18 protein-coding genes are annotated in these 22,488 nt (G+C 66.4%); 2 read left to right on the top strand and 16 right to left on the bottom strand.

Going from position 1 to position 22,488, the window contains the following annotated elements; genetic code table 11:
- Positions 1–55: 55 nt before the first annotated feature.
- The 16 genes from THIMADRAFT_RS18155 to THIMADRAFT_RS18080 form a co-directional block, all read right to left on the bottom strand.
- Positions 56–547 (bottom strand): CvpA family protein, encoded by a 492-nt coding sequence (locus tag THIMADRAFT_RS18155; protein WP_007194550.1) that lies wholly within the window; start codon positions 545–547, stop codon positions 56–58.
- Between the two features lie 53 nt (positions 548–600).
- Positions 601–1,218, bottom strand: a complete 618-nt coding sequence (locus THIMADRAFT_RS18150; RefSeq protein ID WP_007194549.1) for an SPOR domain-containing protein — start codon at positions 1,216–1,218, stop codon at positions 601–603.
- A 359-nt stretch (positions 1,219–1,577) separates the two neighbouring features.
- A complete protein-coding gene (gene folC / locus THIMADRAFT_RS18145) occupies positions 1,578–2,873 on the bottom strand; it encodes a bifunctional tetrahydrofolate synthase/dihydrofolate synthase (RefSeq protein WP_040732237.1) in 1,296 nt (431 codons plus the stop codon).
- Positions 2,874–3,054: 181 nt separating this feature from the next.
- Positions 3,055–3,936 carry an acetyl-CoA carboxylase, carboxyltransferase subunit beta gene (gene accD, locus THIMADRAFT_RS18140; protein WP_040732235.1) on the bottom strand — a complete coding sequence of 294 codons (882 nt, stop codon included), beginning with the start codon at positions 3,934–3,936 and terminating at the stop codon, positions 3,055–3,057.
- A gap of 196 nt (positions 3,937–4,132) precedes the next feature.
- The gene (gene trpA / locus THIMADRAFT_RS18135) at positions 4,133–4,954 is read right to left on the bottom strand and encodes a tryptophan synthase subunit alpha (RefSeq protein WP_007194546.1); all 822 of its coding nucleotides are present in this window, start codon (positions 4,952–4,954) and stop codon (positions 4,133–4,135) included.
- Positions 4,951–6,216, bottom strand: coding sequence for a tryptophan synthase subunit beta (gene trpB, locus THIMADRAFT_RS18130; protein WP_007194545.1), 1,266 nt, complete (start codon positions 6,214–6,216; stop codon positions 4,951–4,953). The genes trpA and trpB overlap by 4 nt, the downstream gene beginning before the upstream one ends.
- Positions 6,200–6,826, bottom strand: coding sequence for a phosphoribosylanthranilate isomerase (locus THIMADRAFT_RS18125; protein ID WP_007194544.1), 627 nt, complete (start codon positions 6,824–6,826; stop codon positions 6,200–6,202). The genes trpB and THIMADRAFT_RS18125 overlap by 17 nt, the downstream gene beginning before the upstream one ends.
- A 108-nt stretch (positions 6,827–6,934) precedes the next feature.
- Positions 6,935–7,732, bottom strand: coding sequence for a tRNA pseudouridine(38-40) synthase TruA (gene truA / locus THIMADRAFT_RS18120; RefSeq protein WP_050799618.1), 798 nt, complete (start codon positions 7,730–7,732; stop codon positions 6,935–6,937).
- Between the two features lie 140 nt (positions 7,733–7,872).
- Positions 7,873–10,782, bottom strand: a complete 2,910-nt coding sequence (locus THIMADRAFT_RS18115) for a FimV/HubP family polar landmark protein (RefSeq protein ID WP_007194542.1) — start codon at positions 10,780–10,782, stop codon at positions 7,873–7,875.
- A gap of 411 nt (positions 10,783–11,193) precedes the next feature.
- Positions 11,194–12,309 carry an aspartate-semialdehyde dehydrogenase gene (asd, locus tag THIMADRAFT_RS18110; protein ID WP_007194541.1) on the bottom strand — a complete coding sequence of 372 codons (1,116 nt, stop codon included), beginning with the start codon at positions 12,307–12,309 and terminating at the stop codon, positions 11,194–11,196.
- A gap of 165 nt (positions 12,310–12,474) precedes the next feature.
- Positions 12,475–13,548: a 3-isopropylmalate dehydrogenase gene (leuB, locus tag THIMADRAFT_RS18105; RefSeq protein WP_040732152.1), complete on the bottom strand. Its 1,074-nt coding sequence runs from the start codon at positions 13,546–13,548 to the stop codon at positions 12,475–12,477.
- 240 nt (positions 13,549–13,788) lie between these two features.
- Positions 13,789–14,451, bottom strand: coding sequence for a 3-isopropylmalate dehydratase small subunit (leuD, locus tag THIMADRAFT_RS18100; protein ID WP_007194539.1), 663 nt, complete (start codon positions 14,449–14,451; stop codon positions 13,789–13,791).
- The gene (leuC, locus tag THIMADRAFT_RS18095; RefSeq protein ID WP_007194538.1) at positions 14,451–15,854 is read right to left on the bottom strand and encodes a 3-isopropylmalate dehydratase large subunit; all 1,404 of its coding nucleotides are present in this window, start codon (positions 15,852–15,854) and stop codon (positions 14,451–14,453) included. Before leuC ends, leuD begins: the two co-directional genes overlap by 1 nt.
- Before the next feature lie 119 nt (positions 15,855–15,973).
- Positions 15,974–16,480: a DUF3368 domain-containing protein gene (locus tag THIMADRAFT_RS18090; protein WP_007194537.1), complete on the bottom strand. Its 507-nt coding sequence runs from the start codon at positions 16,478–16,480 to the stop codon at positions 15,974–15,976.
- The gene (locus tag THIMADRAFT_RS18085) at positions 16,473–16,724 is read right to left on the bottom strand and encodes a UPF0175 family protein (RefSeq protein ID WP_007194536.1); all 252 of its coding nucleotides are present in this window, start codon (positions 16,722–16,724) and stop codon (positions 16,473–16,475) included. Before THIMADRAFT_RS18085 ends, THIMADRAFT_RS18090 begins: the two co-directional genes overlap by 8 nt.
- 141 nt (positions 16,725–16,865) lie before the next feature.
- Entirely contained in the window at positions 16,866–17,828 is a 963-nt protein-coding gene (locus THIMADRAFT_RS18080) for a hypothetical protein (protein WP_007194535.1), read from the bottom strand.
- Between the two features lie 86 nt (positions 17,829–17,914).
- Between THIMADRAFT_RS18080 and THIMADRAFT_RS18075 the strand changes: the two genes are divergently transcribed.
- Positions 17,915–18,910, top strand: a complete 996-nt coding sequence (locus THIMADRAFT_RS18075; protein WP_007194534.1) for a serine/threonine protein kinase — start codon at positions 17,915–17,917, stop codon at positions 18,908–18,910.
- Positions 18,911–19,318: 408 nt separating this feature from the next.
- Positions 19,319–22,486, top strand: coding sequence for a chemotaxis protein CheB (locus THIMADRAFT_RS18070; RefSeq protein WP_007194533.1), 3,168 nt, complete (start codon positions 19,319–19,321; stop codon positions 22,484–22,486).
- The last annotated feature ends 2 nt before the right edge of the window (positions 22,487–22,488 follow it).

The raw sequence follows: 22,488 nt of genomic DNA, 5'->3' as shown, positions 1-22,488 counted from the left end.
GAACCCGTCTCCCGATGTCGCCCGCAAGGAAAAGCCGACCGGCGACGCGCGAGACCTAAAGGCTCTTGACCTGCGCCTGCACCTCTTCCGGCACGAATCCGATCAACCAGCCGGCGACGCCCTGGAACTGGCTCACCAATCGTGATTCCTGCCACCAGGAATCCTCCGGCATGGGCGTGAAGGACGCCAGAAAGACGGCCATGGCGACAATCACGACGCCGCGGGCGGCCCCGAAAAACAAGCCGAGGACGCGATCGACGACGCCGAGCCCCGTCGTCTCGATCAGGGCCGTCAGGACGGCACCCAAGACGGCGCCGAGCACGAGGGTCACCAGGATCAGACCGACGAAGGCAGCCGCCAACCGAACCGAGGGCTGCGAGAGATACGGCACCAGCAGCTCCGCCGCCTCACGGTGAAACAGCCAGGCGATCAGAATCGCCGCAATCCAGACCCCCAGCGACAGGACCTCGCGGATCAGGCCTCGCCCGATCCCGACCAAGGCGGACAACAAGATCACTCCGAGGATGGCATAGTCGACCCAATTCATCGTCACTCCGACGCACCGTCACTGAGAAAAAGGCGGCTTGAACCGGCACACGCTCAGGGATAGCGCTGCACGAACGGGCCCTTGTATTTGCGGCCGAGCTCCGCGGCCGTTTTGTCGGCACGCGCACGATCGACCTCCGGGCCGACACGCACGCGGTAGTAGGTGCGCCCCCCGACCTCGGCGGGCTCGACGAAGGCGGAATAACCCTCGCCCTGGAGCTTCGCGGCCAATTCCTGAGCGCTTGCCGCGGTCCCCAAGCTCGCGACCTGGGTGACATAGGACGGCATGCCGTCGTCCCGCGCCATCGGAGGAGGCGCAATGGGGATAGCCTCCTCCGCCGGCGGCGCGGGCGGCAGCACGTCTTCCGAATCGGCCACCGGCTCCCCGGCGGGTGACTCGTAAACAGGCTCCGCGACCTCCTCGCCGGGAACGTCCGAGCCGCCTGGCTCGACCCATGCCTCTTGCGCAAACCCGCCGACGCCCGAATCCGCAGGTGTCAGGAATGATTCCGCTCTGAATCGCTCATCGACGAGCGGCTCCTCCGGGACGACCGAGGGCAACGGCGGCAACGCCGTCATGGACTCCTCCTCGAACAACATCGGAACGAAGATCACCGCCAGCGAGACGATGACGATCGCCCCGACCAACCGCTTCTTTGCGCCTTCTTGCATAAGTCTCCACCCGCACGCCGGGCGCCGCGCGCATCGCCGACGCCGTCAGACCCTGATGAACATACCGAGCACATACGACCGTTCCGCCGCCTTGCAAACCCCGCGCGCACGGACTGCGTTGCACCTCCTCGCCGCTAGGGCCGCCTCGCCTCGTCGGCTCCCTTGCCCCGACGCGTATGGGAGGCACCCTGCGCTCCTGAAAACGACACGCCTGCTCGGTATGACCCTCGATGGGCCCCCGAAAGGCCGGGAGTATAGCACGCCGCTGCCGCAGCGCTACCGATGCAGCAGAAAGTTCGCTATTGATTTCAATCGGATAATTCGGATCGACGCGCCGCGCGGTCGGCTCGCGGCACCCCCTAGCCGCCCTCGCGCTCGGCTCGGCTCCCTTCGAAATGTCGCAGCACAGCGCCGACACTCGTAAAGGAGCCGACCACCAACAGGGCGTCGCCCGGCTCGGATGCGGCCTCCGCAGCCCCGAGCGCCGCATCGAGATCCGAGGACGTCGCCGCCGCAGGCTTAGGCAAGACCGCCGCGAGACGCTCGCTCAGCATCTCCACGGGCATGGCTCGCGGATCCCGACTCTGGGTGAGGTACCAATCGCTCACGAACGGCAGGAGCGGCTCGACGATCGAAACCGGCGACTTGTCCCCCAGCACGGCGAGGACGGCGCGAAGCCGACCTCGGCAGGCGAAGGCCCGCAGATTCGCGGCCAGTGCCTGCGCCGCCTCGCCGTTGTGCGCGACGTCCAGAATATAGGTCAGCGTCCCGGGGAAGACCTGAAACCGCCCCGGCAGCCGCGCGCGCTGCAAGCCGGCCCGGATCGCGTTGACCGAGATCGGCAAGCGCTCGTGCAGGGCGCGGAGTGCGGCGATCGCGGCCGAAGCGTTGTCGTATTGGAACGGGCCACGCATCGCCGGCTCGGGAAGGGCCAAACGCTCGCCCGGGGGGGCGCTCCAAATCCAGCCACCCCCGTCGCCGATGGTCCAGTCGATCTCGCGACCGAGCTGCACGGGCAGACTCCCGCGCCGGAGCGCCTCGGCGCGCAGGCGCGCCGGCGCATCGCGCTGCCCGATCACGGCCGGACGATCCGGGCGAAAGATCCCCGCCTTCTCAAAGGCAATCTCATCCGGCGAGTCGCCCAGCCAGGCCGTGTGATCCAGCCCGATCGAGGTCACCACAGAGACATCGGCGTCCCACAGATTCACCGCGTCGAGCCGCCCGCCGAGCCCCACCTCGAGGATCACGACATCGGGCGCGCTACGCACGAAGAGATCGAGCGCAGCGAGGGTGCCGAACTCGAAATAGGTCAGCGCCGTCTCCCCGCGCGCCCGGTCGATGCGCTCGAACGACTCGCAGAGGAGCGCATCGGAGACGTCCTCCCCGTCGATCCGCACACGCTCGTTGTACCGCAGCAGATGCGGGGAGCTGTAGACCCCGGTGCGATATCCGGCGGCACGACAGATCGCCTCCGCCATCGCGACACAGGAGCCCTTGCCGTTGGTCCCGCCGACCGTGACGAGCGGAAACGGCAAGGAGGCCGGCCCCAAGCGCTCCCAAACAGCCGCCACCCGTTCGAGCCCGAGCGCAATGGCCTTCGGATGCAGCTGCATCTGCCAGCTCAACCAGGCATCGAGGTTGTCGAAACGCGTCATGTCGGCCACAACGCCCCCGCCTCACCCAGCCACGCCGACCGCCATCCCGCACCTCGCACGACACGACACACCCACACCTTCAAGCGCATTCGATGTCCTGAATCGCGTCCGCTCCAAGGCCCGCAAACACATGCAAACCCGCCCCAAAACGCGCTCCGTCCAAATCGCAAAACGACGCGATTCAGACAGGCACCACGGTACGGACATACCGCGGCCGATGCGTCAAGATCGCGAGCAGATCGGCAATCCGTTCGCGCAGGTCGCGCCGGTCGATAATCATATCGAGTGCGCCTTTTTCGATCAGGAACTCGCTGCGCTGGAAGCCCTCAGGCAGCTTTTCGTGAACCGTCTGCTCGATCACGCGCGGACCGGCAAAACCGATCAGTGCGTTGGGCTCGGCGATATTGAGATCGCCGAGCATCGCGAGACTCGCCGAGACGCCGCCCATGGTCGGATCCGTCATCACGGAGACGAAGGGAAGCGCGTGCTCGCGCATGCGCCCCAGGGCCGCGCTGGTCTTGGCCATCTGCATCAGCGAGAAGAGGCTCTCCTGCATGCGCGCACCGCCGCTCGCCGAGAAACAGACGTAGGGCGAATTCTGCTCGAGCGCGGCCTCGACACCTCGCACGAACCGCTCGCCGACGACCGAGCCCATGGAACCGCCCATGAAACCGAACTCGAAGGCCGAGGCAACGATCGGCTGACCCTTCAACCGCCCGCGCATGACGATCATCGCCTCCTTCTCGGAGGACTGCTTCTGGGCCTGCACGAGACGGTCTTTGTATTTCTTCAGATCCTTGAATTTGAGCGGATCCAGAGACTCGAGGTCGACCCCGATCTCCTCGCGACCTTCCGGATCGAGAAAGGTCTCGAGCCGGCGCCGCCCGCTCAAACGGCTGTGGTGACTGCACTTGGGGCAGACCTCGAGGTTTCTCTCGAGCTCCGCGCGGTAGAGGATGGCCTGGCAGCCCGGACATTTGGCCCAAACGCCTTCGGGCACGGCTCGCTTGGTGCTGGCATCGGTACGGATGCGGCTCGGGATCAGCTTCTCGAACCAGCTCATACTCTTGTCCATTGCCTGTTTGAGGGTCGCCGCGCGATCGCCTTTGAAGTCATCGGTCGCCTGACGCGATGCGGCCTGGCCCTGCCCGTTCTGAGCGGGCGCGGTTTGGCCGGGCGCCGCTTTCCCGGAGGCGGTCGCGGCGGGCGAGTTGGGTTGATCCAAACGCGTGAGCGCGTGGCGCACTCGGCCGGGGGGCTTAGGCGACATGGGCATCCACCTCGTCGATGGCGTGGCGTAGACCGGCGAGAAACTCGGCGACGGCCTCGGGGATACGCTCCGGGGTCGCGGCGAGCGCCTCGATCCGACTCACGATAGCGCTGCCGACGATGACCGCATCGGCGACCCGGGCGACCGAAGCGGCCGTTTCGGGGTTGTTGATGCCGAATCCGACCCCGACCGGGAGCCGGATCAGCGACTTGATGAGACCCACCTTTTCGGCAACGGCGGCGGTGTCCAGATTGCCCGCTCCGGTCACGCCCTTCACCGAGACGTAATAGACGAAGCCGGAGGCGACCTCGCCGATCCGCGCGATGCGCGACTCGGTCGAGGTCGGCGCCAGGAGATAGACCAAGTCCAGCCCCTGCGCCTTCAGCATCTCGACCAGCGCGTGGCCTTCCTCGGGCGGCACGTCGACGATCAAGGCGCCGTCCAGGCCGGCCGACTTCGCCGCGACCGCGAAGGTCTCGTACCCCATCACCTCGATCGGGTTGAGATAACCCATGAGGATGACGGGCGTCTCGGTGTCCTGCTCGCGAAAGCGCCGGACCATGTCGAGCACGTCGTCCAGCGAGACCCCTTGGGCCAGGGCGCGCTCGGTCGCCCGCTGGATGACCGGACCGTCGGCGATCGGATCGGAGAAGGGCACGCCCAGCTCGATGAGATCCACGCCCGCGGCGACCATCGCGTGCATCAGTGGCACGGTCACCGCGGGCGACGGATCACCGGCGGTGACGAAGGGGATGAGCGCCGTGCGACCCCGGTCGCTGAGCTGCTCGAAACGTGCGGCGATTCGACTCATAACACCAACCCGTCGTGACTGGCGACCGTGTGCATATCCTTGTCCCCGCGGCCCGAGAGATTGACGATGATCGTCTGATCCCGGCGCATAGTCGGCGCAAGCTTGTGCACGAAGGCCAAGGCGTGACTGGACTCGAGCGCGGGGATGATGCCCTCGGTTCGGGTCAGATGATGGAAGGCGCGCAGGGCCTCGTCGTCGGTGACCGAGTCGTAGTGCGCGCGCCCGCTGTCTTTCAGCCAGGCATGCTCCGGACCGACGCCCGGATAGTCCAGCCCGGCGGAGATGGAGTGGGTCTCGACGATCTGACCATGGTTGTCTTCCATCAGATAGGTGCGGTTGCCGTGCAGCACGCCCGGGCGGCCCGCGCAGAGCGGCGCGGCATGACGACCGGTCTGCAGACCGTCGCCGGCGGCCTCCACCCCGTAGATGGCCACGCCTTCATCCGGGATGAAGGGATAGAAGAGTCCGATGGCGTTGGAGCCGCCACCCACGCAGGCGACCAGGGCATCGGGCAGCCGCCCGCTGCGCGCGAGCATCTGGGCGCGGGCCTCGCGACCGATGACCGCCTGAAAATCCCGGACCATCGCCGGGTAGGGATGCGGGCCGGCGACCGTGCCGATGATGTAGAAGGTGTCGTCGATGTTGGTCACCCAATCGCGCATCGCCTCGTTGAGCGCATCCTTGAGGGTGCGCGAGCCGGAGGTGACCGAGACCACGCGCGCCCCGAGCAGGCGCATGCGGTAGACGTTCGCCTCTTGGCGGGCAATGTCGACCTCGCCCATATAGACGACGCACTCGAGCCCCAGACGGGCGGCGACGGTCGCGCTCGCCACGCCATGCTGACCTGCGCCGGTCTCGGCGATGATGCGGGTCTTGCCCATGCGCCGGGCGAGCAGTGCCTGACCGATCGTGTTGTTGACCTTGTGCGCGCCGGTGTGATTGAGATCCTCGCGCTTCAAAAAGATCTGTGCGCCGCCCAGCTCGCGGCTCCAACGCTCGGCGTGATAGAGGGGCGAGGGCCGGCCGACGTAGTCTTGAAGGTCGGCATCGAGCTCGGCCAGAAACTCGGGATCGGCCATGTAGCGCTCGTAGGCCGTGCGCAGCTCTTCGAGCGGATGCATGAGGGTCTCGGGGACGAACATCCCGCCGTAGGTTCCGAAATGACCACCTGCGTCCGGCCAGTTGTACGCACCGGACGATGCGAGCGTTGCGCCGGCCGAACCGGTACCGGCCAAGCCGAGATGATCAGGAGAAGTCGACATCGTTCACCCTCTGCATAAAATCACGAATCTTGTCATGGTCCTTGATGCCCTTCGATGCCTCCACGCCGCCGCTCACGTCGACGCCGAACGGACGGACCCTGCGGATCGCCTCCCCGACATTCTCGCCGTCCAGGCCGCCTGCGAGGACGATCGAGCGCGCGAGCGCCGTCGGGATCCGATCCCAATCGAAGCGTTGTCCGGTCCCGCCGGGGCGAGCCGGATCGAAGGTGTCGAGCAAGAGCCCGGCGGCGTGCCCGTAACGCCTCTGCTCCTCGGCGAGGTCCACACCCGGACGCATCCGGATCGCCTTGATCCATCGCCGGCCGAAGGATGCGCAGAGCTCCGGGGCCTCCTCCCCGTGGAATTGCAGCAGCTCGAGCGGAACCTGATCCAGGGTCGAGCGGATGTACTCCGGAGAGGCATCGACGAAGAGCCCGACCGCCGTCACGAAGGGCGGCAACCCGGCGCAGAGGTCACGGGCATCGTGCGGCGATACCGCGCGCGGACTCGGCGGATGGAAGACGAAGCCGACCGCGTCGACCCCCGCGGCAACCGCCGCGTCCACGTCGGCCCGACGCGTCAGGCCGCAAATCTTAACGCGGGTTCTCATGATTGGCGAATGCCTACTGAACCGCGTCCTTGCACGACAGACCAACGGGGGGCGGAGCATCGCGCGTCGGGGCGACATGCGAGGGTCGAGTCGACGCGGTTCAGGTGATTACAAGCAAGAGCGTGGGACATTGTGCTGATCCGTCGATGGTGCCGGCGCCGGACCGGACGGCAGTTGAAACGCTTCCGGGTAGTCGGCGCGGACGAAATAGAGCCCTTGGGGTGGGGCGGTCACGCCGCCGAGGCGGCGGTCGCGCAGCTCGAGGAGCTCGCGCGTCCAGTCGAGCGGCGCCTCGCCGCGGCCGATCGTCATCAACACGCCGGCGATGTTGCGAACCATATGGTGCAAAAACCCGTTGGCACCAACCCGCAATTCAATGAGGTCATCCGTCTCGCTCAGCTCCAGATAGTGCAGATGGCGGATCGGACTCTTCGCCTGACAGGCGACCGCGCGAAAGCTCGAGAAATCATGCACGCCGACGAGCGCCTGTCCGGCCTCGCGCATGCGTTCGATATCCAAGGGGCGGTGGCTCCAGACGGCGCGGTCGCGCTGCAGGGGCGAGCGGGTCGCGCGGACCATGATCAGGTAGCGGTAGTGACGGGCCTGCGCGTCGAAACGGGCATGAAACTGCGGGTCGACCGGACAGGCCCAGCGCACGGCGACATCCGGCGGCAGATTGACGTTGGTCCCGAGCACCCAGGCACGCTCGGTTCGACGCGCGGAGGTGTCGAAATGCACGACCTGCTCGTCGGCATGCACACCGGCATCCGTGCGCCCGGCACACTGCACGCGGATGGGATGATCGGCGACCTGGCCGATCGCCTCTTCGAGCGTCGCCTGTACGCTGCGAACCCCGACCTGGATCTGCCAACCGCGAAAGGCCGAGCCGTCGTACTCGATCCCCATGGCGATCCGGTGCAGGTTCGCCGCGGCGACCGACCCCGATCCGTCCGGCTCGGGCGTGGACTCGAGACTCGGCTCGGATGTCGAGCGCGCTGCCGACACCCTTCTCGGCATCCTCCTCGGCAGAGGCCCCATCTCGGCATTCAGACGAGTGTCCTCAGCATGTCCTGCGCCTCGCTGCGTTGCTCCTCGCGACCGTCCGCGATCACTTCCTCGAGGATCTCCCGCGCGGAGGCGGCGTCGTCCATCTCGATGTAGGCACGCGCGAGGTCGAGCTTGGTGGCATTCTCGTCCCAGATCCCGGAATCCATCGCCCATTGATCGGAGAGCGCGTCGTCCGGGGGCTCGGGCACATCCTGCGAGGGCCCGCCGCGGGGCGCCTTCTCCGGCGCGGGAGCGGTCTCGTTCGTCGGGAGCGTCAGGCTCGGCAACCGCTCCTCGGGCTGCGCCTTCGACGTGGCCGCCGACGGCGATCCGGCGTCCAGGAAGGCGTCGAGGTCCAAGTCGCGAGAGTCGCGAAGATCGTCCAGCGTCAGGACCAAGTCGGACTCTCGGGAAATCCCGCCCGGACGATCCAGCTCCTCGACGCCCGACGGTACGGAGAGCTCCTGCAGATCGGACAGCTCCGGCAAATCGGGCGAACCGTTCAACGCGGAATCGTCGAACAACAGCGGCAGATCCCCGTCCTCCGTCGACGCGGACGGGGTCTCGGCCTGCGGGGACGGTGCCGCCGTGACGGGACGGGGTTCCGGCTCGAGCTCGCCGAGGTCGAGCCGGAAGAAGTCGTTTTCGTCCTCGCGAGCCTCGCCGGAGAACGCATCCGCGTCGCCTTCCAAGGCAGCGAGATCCGGACCCGTCTCGGGTGCCGGGATGCCGGTCGCCTCGGTGATCGGCATGGTCGCCCCGGGGTCCCAGGTTCCGCCTTGCTCGACCACCGCGGCGATCGCGCTCAGGCGCTTCCAGCGTGCAGGGTCCGCGGTGTCCGCACCGGCGGCCTTCAGGTGCTGCATGAGCTTGCGCAAGGCATCGGGATTCTCGGCTCCGGCATAGACCTCCGCCAGCTTGAATCGCACGTCGAGACGATCGGGCGAGCGTTTGAGCTCGCGCTTGAGCAGGTCCTCGGCCTCCTTGTAACGACCGTAAGCGATGTAGATGTCGGCCTCGGAGAGCGCGTCGGCCTCGTCGGTTTCAGTTTCGAAATGCCCGAACGAGGTCAGCTGGGAGGACGGCGTCAGCAATCCGGAGTCGATCTGCGGCTCTCGCGCCGTCGGCTCGGGTGCAGAGAGACCGGGCTTGCTCGGCGGCGTCGGGCCGGCGTCGGTCGCGGATCCGGCGACGGCATCGGCCGGCCGCCGCTCGGCGGCAGCCGGTTGCGGCGCGTCAGGCTCGGACGCGGCGGACTCGGGCGGCGGTTCATTCTCCGGGAAATCCAGCACGGCGGAGTCGATGCTCCATTCGTCTTCGTCCTCCCCGTGCTCGCGCCGACGACGCGCGGACAGCAACGAGAGCACGAGAACGCCGATGGCCGTCACCCCGGCGAAACCGGCCAGCGGGACCAGATAGCTATGCCACGCGGTGGTGTCCGCCGGGTCGATCTCCTCCGCAACCACAATCTCCTCGACGTCGGCCGCCGCGGGGGAGGCATCGCCGCTGCCCGCGACGGTGTCGGTTTCGCCCCCGGCGACGCTCGGCTCGACCTGCGCGTCGTCGCCCGCCGATGGCTCGTCGGGGGCGGCCACGACCTCCTCCGCGACCGTTTCCGAAGCAGGCTCCGAGGTCATCTCCTCGGCACCGTCTGCGGCGATCTCCGCCTCGACGAGCACCGGATCGGGCGCCTGCTCCGAACCTTCGGAATCGATCTCGATCCCGATCGATTCGCCCGAGGCGTCCCCTTGAAGGCGTGCCAGCTCGGCGTTTCGCAGTTGCAGCAGGGTTTGGATATCCGCGAGCTGGGTCTCGAGCTCGTGGACCCGTTCGCGAAGCTCTTCGGTCTCCTGACGGGCGGACTCGCTCGCCTCGATCACCAACAGGAGATCCTGCTCCAGATCGGCATTCGGTGACGGCAGCGCACCCGAGTCCGTTGCGGCGTCGTCGGCGGCGGGCACCGTCGGCACATCCGGAGTGCCGGGGAGCGCACCGGCGGCCGCGCCCGCGATACGCAGACGCGCGCTCTGCGACGCTGCGGCGTCGTCGATCCGCGCGACCTCGGTGATGGGCGAGCGACGCACCGCATCGCCGCTCAGTGCCGCCTGAAGCTCCGTCGCCGCCGCAGCCGCGTCGAGCGCAAACAGTTCGGCTCGCGTCGGGATCACCAACGTCTTGCCGGCGATCAAACGGTCGATGTCGCCGTTGATGAAGGCGTCCTGATTGTTGCGATACAGCGCCAGTGCGGTCTGGGCCGTCGTCGCATCCGCCGGCTGACCACCGCGCGCCAGACGCAACAGACCCGCTCCCGACGGCACGGGGCCGAAATAGGCAGGAAACCCATCCGGCCCGCTCGGGATCCGCCGGGCCGGCTGCGACGGGGCAGGATCGGCGGACTCGGTGCGCTGCGCAGGGGGTGCGGAGCCCGCTGCCGATCGCGATCTCGGGGGAGGCGCAGCCGCTCGACGATCCGCGATGGCGGGCGGCTGCACCGGCGGTGCGCGCCGCTCGGACATCGACGGCGGATCCAAGAGGACCGTGAATTCCTTGACCATCTGACCGGCCGGCCAGACGACCTCGACGAGGAAATCCATGAAGGGCTCGCGAATCGGCTCGCGACTCGTCACACGGATCACCTCGCCGCCGCGCGCCGACACCTCCGGCTTGAAGACGAGGCCGGTCAGAAAGTGGTAACGCTCGATCCCGGATTTCGCAAAGGCATCCGGGCCTGCGAGAGTCGCCTTGATCGTATCGAGCTCGTCGGATTTGACGTCGAAGAGATCGATCTCGCCGACGAAAGGCTGATTGAGGGCGGACTCGGTGCGCAATCCTCCGAGGCCTAGGGCTGAAGCATCGGTGCCGATCAAGGCAAGGATGACGATCGACACCTGAATGACCTGACGAGACATCCGCCTCCCTCGTGCGCTGGCGACATCGGACCGCCGGGATTGGGAGAGCCGGCGGCCGATGGCTCGTCCGGCCCGAATTTCCCTTGAAGCAAGCGGACTATATCCGAACGCGTCGGCCCACACCAAGAACGGCATGAACCGCGCCCGGTGCGGCATGCGTTGTTTGTTGGATTGGCTTGGCCGCGCCAGCTCCGAAAACTGTCGGAGCTGGCGCGGTTTATCCTATTAAAAAATATAAAATTCCAAACCACGTCACGACAAAGGGCGAAAAAACCTCAAGCCCGAAACGACATGGAAACGACGCATCTCACTCTGGACGCGGTCTAGTACCCCATTCCACCCTATTTTGCGTGCTCAGCAAAATAGGGTGGAACGGGGTACTCGGTCTCCGCGCGTCGAAAAGCGACCGGATCAGCGGGCGAGCAGGATACGCAACATGCGTCGCAGGGGTTCGGCTGCACCCCAGAGCAGCTGATCCCCGACCGTGAAGGCCGCGAGATAGCGCTCGCCGAGATTCATCTTGCGCAGTCGACCCACCGGGACCGTCAGGGTACCGGTCACGGCGGCCGGAGACAGGCCCTGCACCGTTTCTTGCCGATCGTTCGGGACGAGCCGCACCCAGTCGTTGGAGGCCGCGATGATCTGCTCGATCTGCGAAATCGAGCAGTCGCGCGCAAGCTTGATGGTCAGTCCCTGGCTATGGCAGCGCATGGCACCGACGCGCACGCACAGGCCGTCGATCGGCACCGGGTCCGCCTCGCGACCGAGGATCTTGTTGGTCTCGGCCATACCCTTCCATTCTTCGCGGCTCTGACCGTTCGGCAGGGCGGTATCGATCCAGGGGATCAGACTGCCGGCCAAGGGAGCACCGAAGTTCTCGACCGGAAAACCGGGGCTGCGCATGGTCTCGGTGACGCGCCGATCGATCTCCAGAATCGCGGAGGCCGGATCACCCAGGAGCGGCGACACCGCACCGTGCAGCGCGCCCATCTGGGAGAGCAGCTCGCGCATGTTCTTGGCACCCGCACCGGAGGCCGCCTGATAGGTCATGGCGCTGACCCATTCGACCAGACCCTCGCGGAACAGCCCGCCGATCGCCATCAGCATGAGGCTGACGGTGCAGTTGCCGCCGATGAAGTCGCGCTTGCCCTGCTCCAGTGCCCCATCGATCACGGGCTGATTGACCGGATCCAGGATGATGGTCGCATTGGGATCCATGCGCAGCGCCGAGGCCGCGTCGATCCAATAGCCGTCCCAGCCCGTGGCGCGCAGCTTGGGGTAGATCGCCTTGGTATAGTCACCGCCTTGACAGGTCAGGATGAGGTCCATCTCGCGCAGTGCGTCGATGGACTCGGCGTCCTGCAGCGGCCGTGCGCCGTGCCCGACGTCCGGACCCGGCTGACCGACCTGCGAGGTGGTGAAGAAGACCGCCTCCGGGATCAGGTCGAAATCCCCCTCCGCCCGCATGCGGTCCATCAAGACCGAGCCGACCATGCCACGCCAGCCGATGAATCCGACACGCTTCATTGAGGTACTCCGCTATCGTGGATCGTTTTGTCTGTTGTTGGGATTTCTGCCGCCCGGTGCTTCCTACGACCCGGCACGTAGTTGTGCGGAGCCCTGCGAGGCACAACCGAACGTCGGCGTGCGTTGCGCTTCCTATCGTCAGCACAACCTACAAGCGTCCGGCTCCTAAAGCGCTGCCACCACCGCGTCGCCCATCTCGGCGGTGCCGACCTGGCGCATGCCGCCGGACATGATGTCGGCGGTGCGTAGGCCCTGATCGAGGACCTTGGAGACCGCGGCCTCGATGCGCTCGGCGGCCGGTGCGGCGTCGAGCGAATAGCGCAGCATCATGGCGACCGAGAGGATGGTCGCGAGCGGATTGGCGACACCCTTGCCGGCGATGTCCGGCGCGGAGCCGTGGATCGGCTCGTACATGCCCTGCCCTTTCTCGTTCAGCGACGCCGAGGGCAGCATGCCGATGGAACCGGTCAGCATGGCCGCGCAGTCGGAGAGGATGTCGCCGAAGATGTTGCCTGTGACCATCACGTCGAACTGCTTGGGCGCGCGCACCAGCTGCATGGCGGCATTGTCGACGTACATGTGCGAGAGCTGGATCTCCGGATAGTCGGCGGCCGTCTTGATCGCGACCTCGCGCCACATCTCGGTGCATTCGAGCACGTTCGCCTTGTCCACCGAGCAGACCTTCTTGCCGCGCTTCATGGCGATGTCGAAGGCGACGCGACAGATGCGCTCCACCTCGGACTCGGTATAGACCATGGTGTTGAAGCCGCGACGCTCGCCCGACGGCAGGGTCTCGACCCCGCGCGGTTGGCCGAAATAGATGTCGCCGGTGAGCTCGCGCACGATCATGATGTCGAGCCCGGAGACCACCTCGGGCTTGAGCGTGGAGGCATCGGCCAGCTGCGGATAGAGGATCGCCGGGCGCAGGTTCGCGAAGAGACCGAGACCCGCGCGCAGGCCGAGCAGCCCCTTCTCGGGCCGCTTGGAGATATGCAGCGGCTCCCACTTGGGTCCGCCGACCGCGCCGAGCAGGACGGCATCGGATGCGCGCGCAGCCTCCAGCGTCTCCTCGGGCAGCGGATCGCCCGCGGCGTCGTAGGCCGCGCCGCCGACCAGGCCGTCCGTCAGAGTGACATCGATGGCCCCTTCCGCTTGCAGGACGTTCAGAACCTTGACGGCCTCGGCCACGATCTCCGTGCCGATCCCGTCACCCGCCAGCACCAATATCGTCTTGCTCAATGGCTTCTTGCTCAATGGTTTCTCGCTCGATGAAGTCTCGTGATGTGCCGCTCTTAAACCGCGCCCGGTGCGGTCTGCGTCGTTTGTTGGTGTGGCTTGACCGCGCCGGCTCCGACGACTGTCGGAGCCGGCGCGGTTTAACGATTCAAAACCACCGAAAGACGTAGGATGGGTAGAGCGCAGCGAAACCCATCCTCCAAGCACCAAGGTCTCACATAACCATCCCAAGATGGCAGAGAATCAAACGCCCAATCCGGGCGGCGGCGCGACAAAGAGCCAGGGCGCCTCGCGCCGACGGCGCTCTTCGTAGGCACGGATGGCCTCGGCCTGCTCCAGGGTCACGCCGATGTCGTCCAGGCCCTTGAGCAGGCGTTCCTTGTTGCCTGCTTCGACCTCGAAGGCAATGCGGGTGCCGTCGTCCAGCACGAGCACCTGCCCGGACAGATCGACCTCGACCCGCAGCGCCTGCGGACCGCCCGCGCGGGCGAAGAGGTCGTCGACGATCGTCGGCGCCAGAACGATCGGCAGAAGACCATTCTTGAAGCAGTTGTTGTGGAAGATGTCCGCAAAGCTCGGGGCAATGATGACGCGCAGCCCGAAATCGGCGATCGCCCAGGGCGCATGCTCACGCGAGGAGCCGCAGCCGAAGTTCTCGCGCGCCAGCAGGATCTGCGCGTTCGCGTATCGCGGGTCGTTCAGCACGAAGGTCGGATTCAGCGGCCGGTGCGTGCAGTCCATCCCCGGCTCGCCATGATCCAGATAGCGCAGCTCGTCGAAGAGGTAGGGCCCGAAGCCGGTGCGCGCGATGCTCTTCAGGAATTGCTTCGGGATGATGGCGTCGGTATCCACGTTCGAGCGATCGAGCGGCGCGACGATGCCGGTGAAATTTTGGAAGGGTTCCATCAAAGCTCCCTCACGTCGACGAAGTGACCGGTCACCGCCGCGGCGGCGGCCATCGCGGGGCTGACCAGATGGGTCCGACCCCCTTGACCTTGCCGGCCCTCGAAGTTGCGGTTGGATGTGGAGGCACAGCGCTCGCCCGGCTCGAGCCGATCGGCGTTCATGGCCAGACACATGGAGCAGCCGGGCTCGCGCCACTCGAAACCGGCCTCGGTGAAGATGCGGTCCAGGCCCTCGGACTCGGCCTGCGCCTTGACCAGGCCGGAACCGGGCACGACCAGCGCCAGTTGAATCCCGTCGGCGACCTTGCGGCCCTTGACGACCTCGGCGGCTGCGCGCAGATCCTCGATTCGCGAATTGGTGCAGGAGCCGATGAAGACCTTGTCCGGGCGGATGTCCCGAATCGCGGTGCCGGGCTCGAGCCCCATGTAGTCGAGCGCGCGGCGGATCCCCTCGGCCCGCACCGGGTCCTGCTCGTCCTGCGGATCAGGAACGGCGCCGCCGATCGGGACCACCATCTCGGGCGAGGTCCCCCAGGTGACCTGCGGCTGGATCTTCGCCGCATCCATCCGGACCACGCGATCGAAATGGGCATCCGCATCGCTGACCAGGGTGCGCCAATGGGCGGCGCCCTGCTCGAAGAGCTCGCCCGTCGGGGCATAGGGACGGCCGCGCAGGTACTCGACCGTCTTCTCGTCGACCCCGATCAGTCCCGCCCGCGCGCCGGCCTCGATGGCCATATTGCAGACGGTCATGCGCCCTTCCATCGAGAGCGCGCGGATGGCGTCGCCGGCGAACTCGATCACCGAGCCCGTCCCGCCGGCCGTACCGATCTCGCCGATGATGGCAAGCACGATATCCTTGGCGGTCACGCCCGGACCGACCTGTCCGTCGATGCTGATCAGGAGCGTCTTGGACTTGCGTTGGATCAGGCACTGGGTCGCGAGCACATGCTCGACCTCGGAGGTGCCGATCCCGAACGCGAGCGCACCGAAGGCGCCGTGGGTCGAGGTGTGGGAGTCGCCGCAGACGACGGTCGTGCCCGGCAGGGTAAAGCCCTGCTCCGGGCCGATCACGTGCACCACGCCTTGGCGCGGATCGGACATCCGAAACTCGGTGATCCCGAACTCGGCGCAGTTGCTGTCGAGCGTCTCGACCTGGATCTTGGAGACCGGATCCGTGATGCCGGCCGCGAGATCGCGCGTGGGGACGTTGTGATCCGGCACGGCCAGATTCGCCGCAACCCGCCACGGACGCCGACCCGCCAGACGCAAGCCTTCGAAGGCCTGCGGCGAGGTCACCTCATGCACGAGCTGGCGGTCGATGTAAAGCAGGGCCGTGCCGTTCTCGTCGAGATGGACGACATGCTCGTCCCAAAGTTTAGCGTAGAGGGTCTTGGCACCCATGGCTCCGGCCTCGAAACAAAAACGAATCGCGAAGGATAAACGCCGGGCTGATCAAACTCAATTGCGGCGGCGCAGCATGGTGCCGAATCACGGCCCTCGATCGTGCCACGCCGGTTGAGTCACGAAGACCCCCCCTCGCCGGCTTCAAGAAGAGCTCGGTCGATGACGGGCTGGCCCAAGAAATATCCGGCGATTCGCATCTGTTCCAGCGGTGTCGCGATCGACGCGATCAATCCGCGTTTCTTGGACTCCACCAAGATCCCTGCCGCGCCCTTGACCCTCAACCCGTAAGCCAGCTCCGCAATCTGCCTGGCTCTCCGGTCGTCGAGAAGCAGGAGCCGAGCATCATTGCGGAAAGCAAGCGTGATCGCTTCGCTTTCACCCAAACCCAGACCCCGCCGAAGAAGGAGGTCCGGCTGAGGAGCGACCGGCGTTCGCACGACCCAAGACGCTGCCCCCAGCTCGGCCGACCCGGGCCGATCGAATCCGGCGATCGTGACCTCCGTAAAGACCGCCTCCGGCACCAGCACCCGGCCATAAAGTTCGCCTAACAAGCCGATCTGCCCGATCGCTGCGAGAACGATCAGAGGCCCGGCATCCGCGACAACAGGTCGCGGATCAGACATCTTCGAACTCGCGACTCAAGTCCCCCTCGTCCAACTGAACAATCGGGATGCCACGCTTGCCCATCTCAAGCATGAAATCCGCACGTGAAAGCCCACAGATCTCCGCCCCCTTGCCGGACGAGATACGACCCTGCTCGAACAGGTTTGCCGCAAGCGTCAGCGTCGCCTCACGAACAAACTCCGCTCGCGACTGGCCGGTGGCCAGCAACAGGCTATCGGGCAACTCGATCCTGATGGTATTCATCGCAAACCTCCTCTTGTATCGGCTTGACCGAGGACGACAACACTCTAAACCCGACCCTCGAGCAAGAGTAGGTTCAACGATCGCAGAAATCCCGATCCATTCCTGTCCATCGCCTGCTTTACCGATCACGGGGGCGCCGCGCTACTGCATCAACGAATCCCGCGAAATCGGGTACATCTCGCTGACCCCGAACGGCTCCTCGGCCTGCGGGTCGACGCTGATCCAGAGCCCGCCGACCACGGGCGAGCCCGGGACCTCGGCACGCACGAAGCGCTCGAAGGGCACGCCCGTCGCGGGGTCGATCAGGGGTCGATCGTGCTTGAAGCGATGGGTGTCGCCGTGGATCGCGAGCACGGGTCCGGGATAGGCACCCATCAGCTCGACGAGCGCGCGCCGCAAGCGAACGAATCCGCGCGCCGGCCGGGCCTTCTCCAATTGCGGATTCGCGTGAAAGACGATGACCATCGCGGTCGCGTCGCGCTCGCGTGCCAGCGCGGTGGCCCGGCGCAGAAAACGCAGGTTCGCCGCATCGCGCGCCTCGAATTCGGCGACCGCGGCCGGGTCATCGGGCGCATAACCGTTGTTGCTGCCGACGACATGGACCGTGACGAAGAGGACACCGTCGCGCATGAAGGCGTAGTTCTCCGGATACGCGCTCGCGTCGGCACCCTCGCCGCGGACGACATCCAGTCGATCGAGCCGCAGCACGCTCGGATCCCCGTAGAAGACCTCGCGCACCCGCGCCAGCCGCTCCCGCGGATCGGCTGCGCCGGCGCGCTCGCGATGACAATCGGTCCATTCGTTGTCTCCCGGGGTGTAAACGACGGGCACGGCCTCGGACCTGAACAGATCGGCAACCGCCTCGAGGTTGTCGTCCGTGCAGGGGGCGCTGCCGGACTTGATATCGCCCACATGGATCAGGAAGGGCGTCCCTTCGGCCTCCGCGGAGTCGAAAAGATCGCGAAGCTGCTCGGTCTCTGCGTCGAAATACGGCAGATCGCCCGCCGCGAAGAAGCGCAACGTCTCGGCCCGGACGGAGGATGCGCTCAGCAGGATGAGCAGAGCGGCAGGCCAGAAGCCGAGCCGTGTCGGATGTCGATTCATGATGATGGTGCTCCCGCGTCTCACTGAGGCGATTGCCGAGAGGAGGCATCCGGACTGCGCATGCCCGGACGGGTTAGAATCGAAGCATGGTAACCCCCAATCCCACCCCTTACGCCGATCTCAGCCCGGATCTCGTACTGACCGCGATCGAGAGCCTCGGGCTGCCGACCGACGGGCGCATGCTCGCACTCAACAGTTACGAGAATCGTGTCTATCAGATCGGAATCGAGGATGCGCAGCCGCTCATCGCGAAGTTCTACCGTCCGGGACGTTGGAGCGACGCGGCCATCTTGGAGGAGCACAGCTTTACCCGAACGCTGGCCGAGCACGAGATCCCGGCGGTGCCGCCGTCGATCATCGACGGCCGCACGCTGCACGACTATGGCGGCCACCGCTTCTCGCTCACGCCTCGGCGCGGCGGTCGCACGCCCGAGCTCGACGACCCGAGCGTCCTCGAGTGGCTCGGCCGTCTGCTCGGGCGCATCCATGCCATCGGCGCACTGGAGCCCTTCGCGCACCGTCCGACGCTCGACATCGACACCTTCGGCGAGGAGCCGCGGGCCTTTCTGTTGGAGCACGACTGGATCCCGAAGGACCTGCTTCCCGCCTACACGAGCGTCGTCGCGCAGGCACTCGACGGCGTGCGCGCCTGCTACGATCGCGCCGGCTCGCCGGCCTTGATCCGACTGCACGGCGACTGTCATCGCGGCAACATGCTCTGGACCGACGCCGGCCCGCACTTCGTCGACTTCGACGACGCGCGCATGGGCCCGGCCATCCAGGATCTCTGGATGCTGCTCTCGGGCGATCGCGAGGAGATGAGCGGACAACTCGCCGACGTTCTGGCCGGCTACGAGGACTTCTTCGAGCTCGACTACCGCGAGCTTCATCTGATCGAGGCGCTGCGGACCCTGCGCATCATCCACTACGCCGCCTGGCTCGCCCGGCGCTGGGAGGATCCGGCCTTCCCCGCCGCCTTTCCGTGGTTCGGCGCACCGCGTTTTTGGGAGGATCACATCCTTCAGCTGCGCGAGCAGATCGCGGCGATGGAGGAAGGGCCCTTGTGGGCGAGCCCGCCCTGAACGGACCCCGAGAAACGTCACCCGAGTCGATTGTCGGCAGCTCGCCTTCGGCGCGGCGCCTCTCTTTAATCACCGCGGATCCGCCGGCGGTTTGCCCTATACTTAAACCGCGCCCCCGCGAAAGGCCAAGGATGGATCAAAGATCGAGCTCACTCGAAAGCGAGCATCTCGCTCCGGACGCGGTTCCGTAGTAGAGAGGCAACAGATCGGCCGGCGGCGCCGGCCCCCGCGGACAGGCTGACGCAAACCGTGACCGGCACGCAGCTGCGGCCGAATCCCCGGGCAACGCCGGCAAACGGCTTGATCCATCGCGGTGGATACGGGGTCATGCCGCCCGGCGACATAGAACGACGCACCAGCTTTCGGCAGAGGGATTCGCCGGGCAGTCATAGCGGGCGGAGACACGCAATGGCCGAAACGACGACGCGGAACCACGACGAGGACACCACGGCTGCGCCCGTCGTGCCGACGCAGACCATGGATGAGACATCTGCGACGATCGACCCAACCGAGCCCGCGGGTCTTCTGCCGGCGCCAGCGACACCGATGCCGGCCGATACCGCCGATGCAACCGAAGAGATGTCTACCGGAGGGCCAAGGCCCGATGGGGCAGCTCCGCCGGCCTTCCCCATCGTCGGCATCGGCGCCTCCGCCGGCGGCTTGGCCGCGTTCGAAACCTTCTTCTCGGCGATTCCGCGCGATGTCGAGACCGGGATGGCCTTCGTGCTGGTGCAGCATCTCGCGCCGGATCACAAGAGCATCCTGACCGAGCTGGTCAAGCGCTATACCCGGATGCGGGTCCAAGAGGTCCAGGACGGCATGCAGGTCGAGCCGGACTGCGCCTACATCATCCCGCCCAGCCACGACATGGCACTGCTCAACGGCACCCTGCGCTTGCTCGAGCCCACGGCGCCGCGCGGGCTGCGCCTGCCGATCGATTTCTTCTTCCGCTCCCTTGCGCAGGACCAGCACGAGCGCGCGATCTGCGTCGTCCTCTCGGGGACCGGCAGCGACGGCACGCTGGGCGCGCGGGCGATCAAGGGCGAAGGCGGCCTGGTCATTGCGCAGGCCCCCGCTACAGCGGCGTACGACGGCATGCCGCGCAGCCTGATCGCCAGCGGACAGGCCGATTACGTCCTGCCTCCGGCCGAGATGCCGGCGCACCTCATAGCCTATGCGGCGCGCGCATACGCAAAGCCCGCCGGGCCGGTTGCCCCGTCGGCGGAGCCGGGGACGAACAGTCTGGCGAAGATCTGCGTCCTGCTGCGCGACCGAATCCACCATGACTTCTCGGAGTACAAGGAGACGACCCTGCTGCGCCGGATCGAGCGGCGCATGGCGCTGCATCGGATCGATCGACACGAGGATTATGTCGGCTACCTGCGGCGGGATCCCACGGAGCTCGACGCCTTGTTCGGGGATCTGCTGATCGGCGTCACCGGCTTTTTCCGCGACCCCGAAGCCTTCGCCGCCCTCGAGCACGAGGCCATTCCGGATCTATTTGCCCGCAAGACACCGGATGCGGCGATCCGAATCTGGGTCTGCGGTTGCTCCACCGGCGAGGAGGCCTACTCCATCGCCATCCTGCTGTGCGAGCGCATGGACATCCTCAAACAGAATTTCAAGGTGCAGATCTTCGCGACCGACATCGATCCGCGCGCCATCGAGCGGGCCCGTACCGGGCTCTATCCGGCCAGCATCGCGGCCGATGTCCCGGCCGCACGGCTGGCGCGATTCTTCTCGGAGGACGAGCAGGGGGGCTACCGCATTCGAAAGACGGTCCGTGATCTGTTGGTGTTCTCCGAGCAGAACCTGGTGCAGGATCCACCCTTCTCCAAGATGGATCTCATCAGTTGTCGCAACCTGTTGATCTATCTCAACGCCGGTCTGCAAGCGCGCCTCATCACGCTCTTTCACACCGCTCTGAATCCGGACGGCGTGCTCTTTCTGGGCACCTCGGAGACCACCGGCGAGCTTCCGACCCTGTTCACCCCGCTCAACCGCAAATGGAAGATCTACACGCGTCAAGAGCGACCGCGCGGCACCTTGTTGCGCACGGGCATGCCCGGCGACTGGCTTCCCGCCCGGCTTCAGACGCGCCGCGCGCCGAACGAGCCGCCGACGTCGCCTGACCCGCAGCAGGGCAAGCTCGATCTGCGCGCACTCACTGAACAGGCCCTGCTGCGCCACTGCGCAGCGGCGGGCATCCTCGTCAACGGCCGCGGCGATATCCTCCACATCTACGGACGCACCGGGATGTACCTGGAGCCCGCCGCGGGCGATGCCGCCATGAACATCCTCGCAATGGCACGCGATGGCTTGCAACGCGATCTGACGACCGCGCTGCACCGCGCCGTGACGCACCGCGAGCCGGTCCGTCGCCCCGGGGTCCGGGTCAAGACCAACGGCGACTTCCAGAGCATCGATCTGACGGTCCGTCCGGAGACGGGGCTTGGCGAGGGGAGCCTGCTCTCGGATGTCTATCTGGTCGTCATCGAAGCGGCCAAGCCGGCCGCGGCGCCGACGACGACCGCGCCGACCGCCCGCGGCACCGGCAATGCGGACGACGAGAACCCGCGCATCGCCGAGTTGGAGATCGAGCTGCGCGCGAAGGAGGAATACCTGCAATCCACCCTCGAAGAGATGGAGACCTCCAACGAAGAGCTGAAATCCACCAACGAGGAGATGCAGTCGGTCAACGAGGAGATCCAATCGACCAACGAGGAGCTCGAGACTTCCAAAGAGGAGCTGCAATCGGTCAACGAGGAGCTCGCCACCGTGAACGCCGAGCTCCAGACCAAGGTCGCCGATCTCTCGCGCGCCAACAACGACATGAACAACCTGCTCGCCGGAACGGGGGTGGCGACCCTGTTCGTCGACCATCAGCTGCGGATCACCCGCTTCACCCCGACGGCGACCCGGCTGATCAAGCTCATCCAGAGCGACGTCGGCCGACCGGTCGGCGACATCGTCTCCAACCTGGTCGACTACACGGATCTCACGGAAGATCTGCGGGCCGTTCTGAGCGACTTGATGCTCCGCGAGCATGAGGTTCAAACCCGGCAAGGAGGCTGGTTCCTGATGCGGATGGGACCCTATCGCACCCTGGAGAACGTCATCGAGGGCGCGGTGATCACATTCGTCGATATCTCCGATCGCAAACGCAGCGAAGACGAGGTCCGTGCGGCCGGTGTGTTCGCGGAGGCAATCGTCGATGCGGTCCGCGAGCCCATGCTCGTTCTGGATGGGGACCTGCGGGTCTTCTCGGCCAACCGCGCCTTCTACCGCCACTTCCGTCTGGAGGAGGCGGACACACGACACCGGCACCTGTTCGCGCTGAGCCACGGGCGCTGGGACATCCCGGCACTGCGCGATCTGCTGCGGACAATCCAGACCCGCGGCGGCAGCTTCGAGGACTTTGCCTTGGAGCAGGATTTTCCGGAGATCGGGCCGCGCTCGCTGCGGCTCAACGCCCGGAGAATCGACTCAGGCGCAGATCGGCCCGGCATGATCCTGCTCGCCTTGGAGGACGTCACGACAGCCCCCCCCCCCCCCCGCGGACGCCGAGCCGACTGAAT

The sequence above is a fragment of the Thiocapsa marina 5811 genome, assembly GCF_000223985.1.
Taxonomy (GTDB): domain Bacteria; phylum Pseudomonadota; class Gammaproteobacteria; order Chromatiales; family Chromatiaceae; genus Thiocapsa; species Thiocapsa marina.
This window is presented reverse-complemented; position numbering and strand designations above follow the sequence as displayed.

Bases quoted from the DNA above. Each gene is read 5' to 3' on its own strand.
- THIMADRAFT_RS18085 (WP_007194536.1), bottom strand. From the start codon at position 16,724: ATGAATACCATCAGGATCGAGTTGCCCGATAGCCTGTTGCTGGCCACC.
- leuC (WP_007194538.1), bottom strand. From the start codon at position 15,854: ATGGGTGCCAAGACCCTCTACGCTAAACTTTGGGACGAGCATGTCGTC.
- THIMADRAFT_RS18075 (WP_007194534.1), top strand. From the start codon at position 17,915: ATGGTAACCCCCAATCCCACCCCTTACGCCGATCTCAGCCCGGATCTC.
- THIMADRAFT_RS18090 (WP_007194537.1), bottom strand. From the start codon at position 16,480: ATGTCTGATCCGCGACCTGTTGTCGCGGATGCCGGGCCTCTGATCGTT.
- trpA (WP_007194546.1), bottom strand. From the start codon at position 4,954: ATGAGTCGAATCGCCGCACGTTTCGAGCAGCTCAGCGACCGGGGTCGC.
- THIMADRAFT_RS18115 (WP_007194542.1), bottom strand. From the start codon at position 10,782: ATGTCTCGTCAGGTCATTCAGGTGTCGATCGTCATCCTTGCCTTGATC.
- THIMADRAFT_RS18155 (WP_007194550.1), bottom strand. From the start codon at position 547: ATGAATTGGGTCGACTATGCCATCCTCGGAGTGATCTTGTTGTCCGCC.
- truA (WP_050799618.1), bottom strand. From the start codon at position 7,732: ATGGGGATCGAGTACGACGGCTCGGCCTTTCGCGGTTGGCAGATCCAG.
- leuD (WP_007194539.1), bottom strand. From the start codon at position 14,451: ATGGAACCCTTCCAAAATTTCACCGGCATCGTCGCGCCGCTCGATCGC.
- THIMADRAFT_RS18150 (WP_007194549.1), bottom strand. From the start codon at position 1,218: ATGCAAGAAGGCGCAAAGAAGCGGTTGGTCGGGGCGATCGTCATCGTC.
- folC (WP_040732237.1), bottom strand. From the start codon at position 2,873: ATGACGCGTTTCGACAACCTCGATGCCTGGTTGAGCTGGCAGATGCAG.
- asd (WP_007194541.1), bottom strand. From the start codon at position 12,309: ATGAAGCGTGTCGGATTCATCGGCTGGCGTGGCATGGTCGGCTCGGTC.
- THIMADRAFT_RS18070 (WP_007194533.1), top strand. From the start codon at position 19,319: ATGGCCGAAACGACGACGCGGAACCACGACGAGGACACCACGGCTGCG.
- trpB (WP_007194545.1), bottom strand. From the start codon at position 6,216: ATGTCGACTTCTCCTGATCATCTCGGCTTGGCCGGTACCGGTTCGGCC.
- THIMADRAFT_RS18125 (WP_007194544.1), bottom strand. From the start codon at position 6,826: ATGAGAACCCGCGTTAAGATTTGCGGCCTGACGCGTCGGGCCGACGTG.
- THIMADRAFT_RS18080 (WP_007194535.1), bottom strand. From the start codon at position 17,828: ATGAATCGACATCCGACACGGCTCGGCTTCTGGCCTGCCGCTCTGCTC.
- accD (WP_040732235.1), bottom strand. From the start codon at position 3,936: ATGAGCTGGTTCGAGAAGCTGATCCCGAGCCGCATCCGTACCGATGCC.